Annotated in this window: 8 protein-coding genes and 1 pseudogene; 6 read left to right on the top strand and 3 right to left on the bottom strand. The window is 63.9% G+C overall.

The features are described from left to right. Together ABD844_RS32815 and ABD844_RS32810 are read left to right on the top strand one after the other, a co-directional pair. Positions 1-1,157 (top strand): DUF6603 domain-containing protein (locus ABD844_RS32815; RefSeq protein ID WP_344886620.1); only part of this gene is annotated, 1,157 nt, incomplete at its 5' end. Between the two features lie 299 nt (positions 1,158-1,456). Further along, on the top strand, positions 1,457-2,686 hold the full coding sequence (locus ABD844_RS32810; RefSeq protein ID WP_344886618.1) for a hypothetical protein: 1,230 nt from the start codon (positions 1,457-1,459) through the stop codon (positions 2,684-2,686). A 65-nt stretch (positions 2,687-2,751) separates the two neighbouring features. Here ABD844_RS32810 and ABD844_RS32805 read toward each other — a convergent pair whose 3' ends face one another. Next, the gene (locus tag ABD844_RS32805) at positions 2,752-3,072 is read right to left on the bottom strand and encodes an integrase core domain-containing protein (protein WP_344886616.1); all 321 of its coding nucleotides are present in this window, start codon (positions 3,070-3,072) and stop codon (positions 2,752-2,754) included. A gap of 388 nt (positions 3,073-3,460) precedes the next feature. Then, positions 3,461-3,940, bottom strand: a complete 480-nt coding sequence (locus tag ABD844_RS32800) for an integrase core domain-containing protein (protein WP_344886614.1) — start codon at positions 3,938-3,940, stop codon at positions 3,461-3,463. Positions 3,941-4,487: 547 nt separating this feature from the next. Between ABD844_RS32800 and ABD844_RS32795 the strand changes: the two genes are divergently transcribed. Both ABD844_RS32795 and ABD844_RS32790 read left to right on the top strand, forming a co-directional pair. Then, positions 4,488-5,387 (top strand): integrase core domain-containing protein, encoded by a 900-nt coding sequence (locus tag ABD844_RS32795; protein WP_344886612.1) that lies wholly within the window; start codon positions 4,488-4,490, stop codon positions 5,385-5,387. A gap of 93 nt (positions 5,388-5,480) precedes the next feature. Continuing rightward, positions 5,481-5,840 (top strand): annotated as a pseudogene (locus ABD844_RS32790) (hypothetical protein); the annotation flags it as partial. 308 nt (positions 5,841-6,148) lie between these two features. Here the strand turns inward: ABD844_RS32790 and ABD844_RS32785 are convergent. Further along, positions 6,149-6,328: a hypothetical protein gene (locus tag ABD844_RS32785; RefSeq protein ID WP_344886610.1), complete on the bottom strand. Its 180-nt coding sequence runs from the start codon at positions 6,326-6,328 to the stop codon at positions 6,149-6,151. On the opposite strand from ABD844_RS32785, the gene ABD844_RS32780 reads away from it, so the two are divergent. Together ABD844_RS32780 and ABD844_RS32775 are read left to right on the top strand one after the other, a co-directional pair. Beyond that, entirely contained in the window at positions 6,327-6,764 is a 438-nt protein-coding gene (locus ABD844_RS32780) for a peptidase inhibitor family I36 protein (protein WP_344886608.1), read from the top strand. The genes ABD844_RS32785 and ABD844_RS32780 overlap by 2 nt on opposite strands. Before the next feature lie 60 nt (positions 6,765-6,824). Then, positions 6,825-7,724, top strand: a complete 900-nt coding sequence (locus ABD844_RS32775) for a hypothetical protein (protein WP_344886606.1) — start codon at positions 6,825-6,827, stop codon at positions 7,722-7,724. The last annotated feature ends 337 nt before the right edge of the window (positions 7,725-8,061 follow it).

The raw sequence follows: 8,061 nt of genomic DNA, 5'->3' as shown, positions 1-8,061 counted from the left end.
GCGTCGAGATCAAGGCGCAGGCGTATCTGGCGGTGACGCCGTCGTGCGCGATGGCGGGCGCCCGGCTCGACGCCGTCTTCCACTCCGGCCCCTTCCGGGCCTGGTTCAGCGCTCAGGCGGACCTGCTGCTGTCGTGGCGGCCGTTCCACTTCAACGCAAGCATCTCGATCAGCATCGGCGCCTCACTCCAGATCGACGTCGGACCCGTGCACAAGACCCTCACCGCCTCGATCGGCGCCGACCTGGCCCTGTGGGGGCCACCCACCGGCGGCTACGTCTCCGCGCACATCCTGAGCTGGACCGTGACGGTCAGCTTCGGGCCCGGATCTTCTGGATCCGACGCCGAGACGTTGCAGTGGCCGGAGTTCGCCGGCATGCTGCCCAAACCACCTGACATGATCACCATCGCCCCGGTCAGCGGCCTGGACAAAACCATCGACGATGCCGGTCGCGGCGGCAAAGTGTGGCTCGTCCGCGCTCGCGACCTGCGCTTCTTCACCCAGTCGGCCATCCCGGCCAGCCATCTGCGCACAGGCCAAGCGCCGCTGTCCGCACCCGGCCCCGATGACGGACCCCTGGTCGACGTACGCCCCATGAAACGTACCGGCCTGGTCGGCGAACACCGCCTGACGCTGTACTTCCAGAATCGGCCCGCACCCGCCGACGGCTGGACGCTGACCCCCCGCACCCGGAACCTACCCGCGTCCCTATGGGGCAGCCCACCGCAGAAAGTCACATACGGGTTCCTAGAAGTTGAAGCGCCGCAAAAACCCAGCGCCGAGATACTCCCCGACCGGCCGGTCGGGTTCGACGTCCAAGCGCCGCGACCCAAGTTGGCCACCTCACGCGGAGTCTTCCCGCTCAGCGAGTACACCGAGGACGAACTGCCACCCGGCCTCTCACCGTTCCCCCGCCAGCCCGCCGCCAACCACGACTTCGCCTTCACCACCGACGCGTCATGCGTGGACCTCATCGGCCGTGCCGACCGCGGGGACGCCAAGCTCGGCCGCGACCAGGTGTACGCGGCCCTGGCCGACGCCAAACTGTTCACCGGCCCCAACGACACCCTGGCCGCCCTGGCACAGGGCGCCGGCCACCTGTACAGCCAGGCCCCCATGACCCAGAACACGACCCAGGACGCAGGGAGCCGAACGTGAGCCACGGCCCGGCCGGGTCGACTGGGATCATAGTTCGTGATCTTGTCCAACCGGATCTTCGTAGCGTTGGGATGGGCGGTGTCACAGGCTTGTCAAGACGTTGAGAGTATTACCGGATCGCCCCTTTATCGCCCCTTGTGAGATGTTGTCGCGCTCCAACGGGGGCGATTGGATCTAGGGAGTGATCTTCTTCGGTGCGTCGCCAACGGGGGAATTCCGGCCGCACCGCCACGCATCACGGTCACTCATCTCCCCTTTGCACGCCTGGGTAAGACTCGCCCTCAAGGAGGCCATGCCCCATGCCCGATGCCCCTCTGCTGCACTACAGCACCAGCACCGCGCCCCTTCAAGCAGGCACTCCCGACAAGCCCGCCGCCAACACCATCGACATCACCGTCTCCAGCCCGGCCGGTCAGAAGATCTACTGCAAGAAACTCGACATCGCCGTCCCGATCAGCGCACCCGACGACGGAGGCGCCTACTTCACCGAGAACCCGCAGTCGTCGATCACCGGCAAGTGGAGCGTCGCGTCCGCCCAGGTGGAGAACGGGCGGAAACTCGGCCTCGACCCGGCCACGAACTACCACCACGTCATCTTTCAGGCCCCGCCCGTACCGGGGCTCGACCTCATCGACCAACCGCTGAAGATCAGCATCACCGGCAACATCGCCGCCGCCCCCGGCAGCGAACTCACCTGCCCGACCACCGAAACCTCCGGCACCACCAGCGGCAAATACACCCCCAAGTCACCCCAGGACCTGACCTGGGAGACCGCAGAGCCGGTCTTCTACCTGCACAACTTTCTGGCGAGCGCTCCGGATAGGCCGACCATTCCAAGGACAAAGTTCAAGGCCGGAGATGAAATCCTGCTTACCTGGGAGAGCAACGGCAGCGAATTCCAGCTCTACGACGGCGTCGGTGCGACTCTCTACGAAGGCCCCGCCACGTCCTACACCATCTCGGGGAGCACCATCGTCAGCGACACCACCGTGACGCTCAGGGCATCCGTCACCACCGGGTTTGAAGCGAGCGACCGGTACGCCACCATCACCGTCACCATCACCAACCCCACCCTCGACGACCTGAAGGTCACGAACAAGCTCACGACCACCGGCTCCAACGGTTTGATCGTCAACGGAGAGCTGATCGCGGCAAGCAACGTCTACGCCCAGGCCAACCTGCAGGTGAACGATGACGCGACGGTCTCCGGCGACCTGACGGTAAACGGCAAGACCAATCTTGAGACCTTGTTTGGAATGCCAATCCAATTGGATCCCGAGGTTTCTGAAAACGGACAGACAGAGGAGATCACCACCGAGGAGGATGGCCTCCTGATAGTCCAAAACTCGTCTAACGACGAGAGCGACACAATGATCCACATCATGGAGAATGGCAAATATGTACTTTATGGACTACTAATCGGTGGAGGCAGAGGTGCTCTTACACTTCCGCTTCGGAAAGGGCAAACTTGGCGTCTCCTCCACTGGTTTCGTGGCAAGGGCGATATATACTGGACTACCTTCCGCTGAAGATGTGTCGTCGCCTCACATCACCGCCGAGCACGACCCGTGTGGGTGCCGAATATCGTGTCTCCTCATGCGACCTGCACGTACTCATGCAGGAGGCCGCCGACCCGGTCTCGTCGGGAGACTTCGATGTCGGCGTCGACCGGATCGGGTAGCGCCCGCAGAGGGCTGGCCTGCTTCAAGGCCCCGCGCGGACGATGCCTATTGAAGTAGGTCTCGTACTCGGCCAGGATCTTGCGCAGGTGGCGTTCGTTCATGATGAGGATCCGGTCGAGCAGCTCGCGGCGTACGCTGCCGACACACTGCTCCATGATCGCGTTCATCCGAGGAGCCTGGGGCGCGGTGAGCACCACGCGGATGCCCGCGGTCGTGAACACCTCATCGAACACACCGGTGAACTTGCTGTCCCGTCTCTGATCAAGAACCGGAAATCACCGATCCGATCACCCAGGTCGAGCATCGGGTTGCGGGCTTGCTGGGCGACCCAGCCGGCGGTTGGGTGCGCCGTGACCCCCAGCACGTGCACCCGCCGCGTGGCGTGCTCGACCACGGCGAAGCAGTACAGCCGCGCAAGCATGACCGTCTCCACGCTGAAGAAGTCGCAGGCCAAGATCCCGGACGCCTGAGCCTGGAGAAACTGAGCCCAGGTCGGACCGCTACACCAGGGCGCTGGATCGACGCCGACCTTATTCAAGATCGCCCACACGGTTGCCGGAGACACCTTCCTGTCCTGTGCCAAAACTCGCTCGTAGTGCTGGCCTGTGGTTTCGTACGTCGTCAAGCAGCTTTGCGGTACTCATGGATCAGGCCGCAGACAACGCTTCGTCTCTCTGTTCGAGCCGTGAGATCGACCACCTCGGCCGGATCGTGAAGGGGCTGAAGTAGTGACGGCGCCTGATGCGGACGGTGCTCGTTGTAGTGGCGCTCGTACCTGGCCAGGACCTGTTGCAGGTGCCGCTCACCGTGGACCAGAAGGTGATCAAGGCATTCGCGCCGAAGTGTGCCAACGAACCGCTCAGCGAACGCGTTCGCCCGCGGCGAGCGCGGCGGAATCTTGACGATGTGCACGTCCGCGCCGGCGAGCACCTCGTCGAATTCTCCGCCGAACTTGCCATCCCTGTCCCGGATCAGGAACCGGAACCTGTCGGCTCGCTCGCCCAGTTCCATCAGCACATTGCGCGCCTGCTGCGCCGTCCAGGCACCGGTCGGATGAGCCGTGACACCGAGGATACGCACGCGCCGCGTTTCGATCTCCATGACGAACAACACGTACAGGCGAGGACCCGGCGGACCGTCCCCTCCCCCACCCGATACCCGAGACCGAGAAGCTCACCTCGGATGCGCCGATGACCCCAGCACGGATTCTCCCGCGCCAACCGGACGATCAGATCGCGGATCTCCTCAGAGACCGGCGGCCGGCCATGCTTGGCGGGGAAGGTCCACTTCTCCTTGACCAGCCCGCGATGCCAGGCAAGCAGCGTGCCGGGCGCCACAATGCGATACAGCCGAAAGCGAGCAGGTAACAGCCTCGCCAGCGCCGCCAGCAACGCCCGATCGGCCCAATCCGGCCTGGACCGGGCGACCTGACGACGCAGCACCGCGACCTCATGCCGCAACACCAAGATCTCCACCACTTTGGAAGCACTCCCCCATGCGAGCAGCACCAGCCAACCGAACACCCTGACCACCAGCAGATACAGCAGTCGAAACAGCACGAGGCCCAAGCCCAGAAGACCAGGTCAGACCCCCTGCATCAGTTCTGGCACCGGACAGGGGTTACGCTGACCGGCTCTGGCTTGCAGCGTTGTCTCGGCTGATCCACCGCCGCCGGTGGGCGGAGCTGTTCCCGGTCACCCCGGCGACGATCCTGAGTTGGCACCGTGACCTCGCGCGTAAGTGGACCTTCACCGGCAGGAGCCGCCCGGGACGGCCCGGCACCCGTCGGCCGGTCAAGGCGCTGATCGTGCGGATAGCGCGGGAGAATCCGACCTGGGGGCATAGGAGAATTCAGGGCGAGTTGGCGCGCCTGGGGTACCCGATCGCGGCCTCCACGGTGTGGGAAATCCTGCACGCGGCCGGTATCGATCCGGCGCCCCGCCGGGCCGGGCCGAGCTGGCGGCAGTTCCTCGCCGCCCAGGCGCACGCGATCGTCGCGTGTGACTTCCTGGTAGTGGAGACGGTACTGCTCAAACGGCTGTATGTGCCGATCTCTATCGAGCATGGCACTCGGCGACTGCACCTGGCCGGGGTGACCGCGCACCCGAGCGGAACGTGGACGGTGCAGCGGGCTCGCAATCTGGCGATGGATCTGGGTGACCGTATCGTCGGGCTGCGGTTCGTGATCCACGATCGGGATCCGCTCTTCACCTCCGCCTTCCGGGAGGTCTTCACAGCCGAAGGGTTGGGGATCATCACCACGCTGCCGCGGACTCAGCGGATGAACGCCGTCTGGGAACGGGCCATCGGCACCCTGCGCCGCGAATTCCTGGACCGGATTCTGATCCTCAACGCACGCCACCTGACGCTCCTGCTCCAGGAGTACCTGATCCACTACAACCGACCGCACCAGTCCCGGCAGCAACGTCCCCCGGACATCGCAGTGCAACCCGCCCGCGAAGTGATGACTGACCTCAACGACCTGCGATCCATCCGCAGAAGACCCGCCGTCGCCAGCATGATCAGCGAATACCACCACGCCACTTAACCGCAGCTCAGGCCCCGTAACTCAAGATTCGAGCGGTACAGGTCGAGGCCCGCAGCGCCGACCCGCTCATGCCGTTCCGGGCTCTTCCGCAACCGCAGTCTTACCGTCGGCATGCTGGTCACGTTCATCTACATGGCCACCTTCGGCGTCCTGCCGTACTTCCTCACGGTGCTGCTGCAGAGCGTCCATGGCCACAGCGCCCTGCAGTCCGGGTTGGCCTTCCTCATCCCCTTGATGGCCATCGCCACCGGCGAGCGCCTGGCCACCCGGATCGGCACCCGTCCCATGCTGCTGATCGGGTTCGCCGTCGGAATCGCCGGCACCGCCGTCCTGGTAACAACGCCGGAACGGTCTTGCCCGGTGGCCGCCAGACCAGGCGAAGACCTACCCTCCGAAGCAGCCATGCTCGCGCACACGTCGGGACGATCACACAGCGCGATCATGACACCCTGAAATGTGCTGGACGCGAATGCTTACAGCGTATTGTGCAGAATTCCCTGCGCAATCCGCCCAAGGAGCGTCACACTAAGCAACCCGACCGGCACTCAATTGCATAGATCTGCAGGTCAGAGCAAATCCCTACCCGCGACTACCCGTATATGCGGGTGTCAAAAGGGAAATTTCGGTCTTGACTTGCCGTCGGAGCGCCATGTAGCTTCGTGATCAGCTTCTAGGGGCCCAAAAGAAGCAAACGGGGCAAGATGCGGTCTAACCTCTGACGTGGAGATTCTCGTTCAGAAGGCGAAACGTCAAATATGGCATCAGCGTGATGCCACCATCTCAACAACAGCAGGTGTGGCAGTACTTTGACGCCAGTCCTTTCCCACACCTGTAACGTCGTCCGACTCCATCCACATCGCGCCCCGAAATAGTTCGCGCTGCAAACGGCGAACAACACCGTTGCCTGCACATGCCTGCACAGCAATGAAGGGAATGCGCATGAAGCGTAAAGTCGCTCTTATCATCGGCACTCTGTCGCTCAGCACCATAGGATTCGCGGGACTCAGCCCCGCTGCTCAGGCCGTCGAGAAGCCTCCCATTCAGGGTGTCGAGGAAATCGCGGTCGAAGTCATCGAGGCCGGTGACGTCACTGCGCTGAACGCATGCAGTAACAACCGGCTCTGCCTGTACGAGCACGACAACTTCACCGGAAGCCCCTACGTCCAGATTCAGCTCGCCCAGGGCTACTGCGGGAACCTCCCGGCCGCGTACAACAACTGGGCGAGTTCCCAGAAGAACACCTACAACCGGTCCGTGTGGTTTTACGACCGTGCAAGCTGCGCCGGAGCGCACGGCTACAGCGCGGCAGCCGAGAGCCAGGACAAGGACCTGACGAACAACGGCTTCGACAACAAGACAAGCTCGCTCCTGCTCTGACGCTCGCGGGCGTAGCACGATCACGATCATGGTGACGATCACCCGCTCGAACGTAGGGAGATGAGAATGCCGTTCCGGCGATGCGGCACGGCCTTGGCGCTGACGCTCCTCGCCGGAGCGGCCTCGGCCTGCTCAGCCACACAGGCGGACTCGCCGTTGACATCATCGAAGCCGTCGCAGTCGTCGACGCAGCCGGGAAAGGTCGCCGCCGTTCCCGAGCCGGGCGCGGCGGCGCGGCGGCTCGTCTTCCCCTTCGACGCCTACAACTTCAGCCCTGCCGAAGTCATGACGCGGGAGGTCGCCGAGGATCTCCTCGTGCGCGACTGCATGAAGGATCTCGGCCTTGCCTGGCAGGCGCTTCCAGGCCCCGCCGAAAGTGAGAACGACCCGCCGCACCGTCGCCGTTACGGCGTCATCGAACCACAGATAGCGGACGTCTTCGGTTACCACGCGCCCCCGCAGCGGCCGGCCGTGATCGCACGCAAAACCCAAGACCTCGCCCGGATAACCGCGGCGCCGCCGAATACGAGAGAGGCCGCCGGGCGCTGCCTCGACCGGGCGCGCGACGATATGACGACCGGCGCCCCGAAAGCCGACGCCGCATTCTTCAACAAAACCATCTTTGCGACCTTCGACGCCTCCCAGCGCGACGGGAAGGTCACCCAGGCGTTCCATTCCTGGAGCCAGTGCATGGCGAACGAAGGCTTCCGCTACCCGGACCCGCTTACAGCGATCACCGACCCGCGCTGGCAGACGAAAGAGCCCTCGGCGCAGGAGATCCGCGCAGCACAGACAGACGTGAGGTGCAAGGAGAAAACCAACCTCGTGCCCATCTGGACAGTGGTGGAGGAACGCATCCAGAACGACGCCATCCGCGCCCATCCGAAGAAGTTCCAGGCGCTGAAGACCGTCAAGGACAAACAGCTTGAGATCGCCCGCCGGACCATCGCCCGAAACTGAACCAAACAGGCTGGATCCACTCACACCGGACGCTCGCCTGTCAGACACCACCTTTTGAGCGGAAGAGCCTGCCCCACCTTCGCTCCTCAATATGCGCGACCATCGCGACGCTGCGGGTGCCGAATATTCATCCATGCAGGTCGTGGAGGTAATGCGCCTTCTTGTGCTCCCGCTGGGCGCCCGCACGGCATGATGGCCGATCGTGTTACTGCGCTTGGCGTACCTCACGATGACGACCACTTTCTCGCTCCTGGGACTGCTATCTCGGACTGATCGAGACAAGGAAATCGAAATCTTGGTGTTACGGCACCAGTTGATGGCGCTGCAGCGGCAGGTG

The sequence above is a fragment of the Nonomuraea antimicrobica genome (assembly GCF_039536965.1).
Classification (GTDB): Bacteria; Actinomycetota; Actinomycetes; order Streptosporangiales; family Streptosporangiaceae; genus Nonomuraea; species Nonomuraea antimicrobica.
Note: the sequence above shows the minus strand (reverse complement) of the source record. Positions and strands in the feature narration are given on the sequence as shown.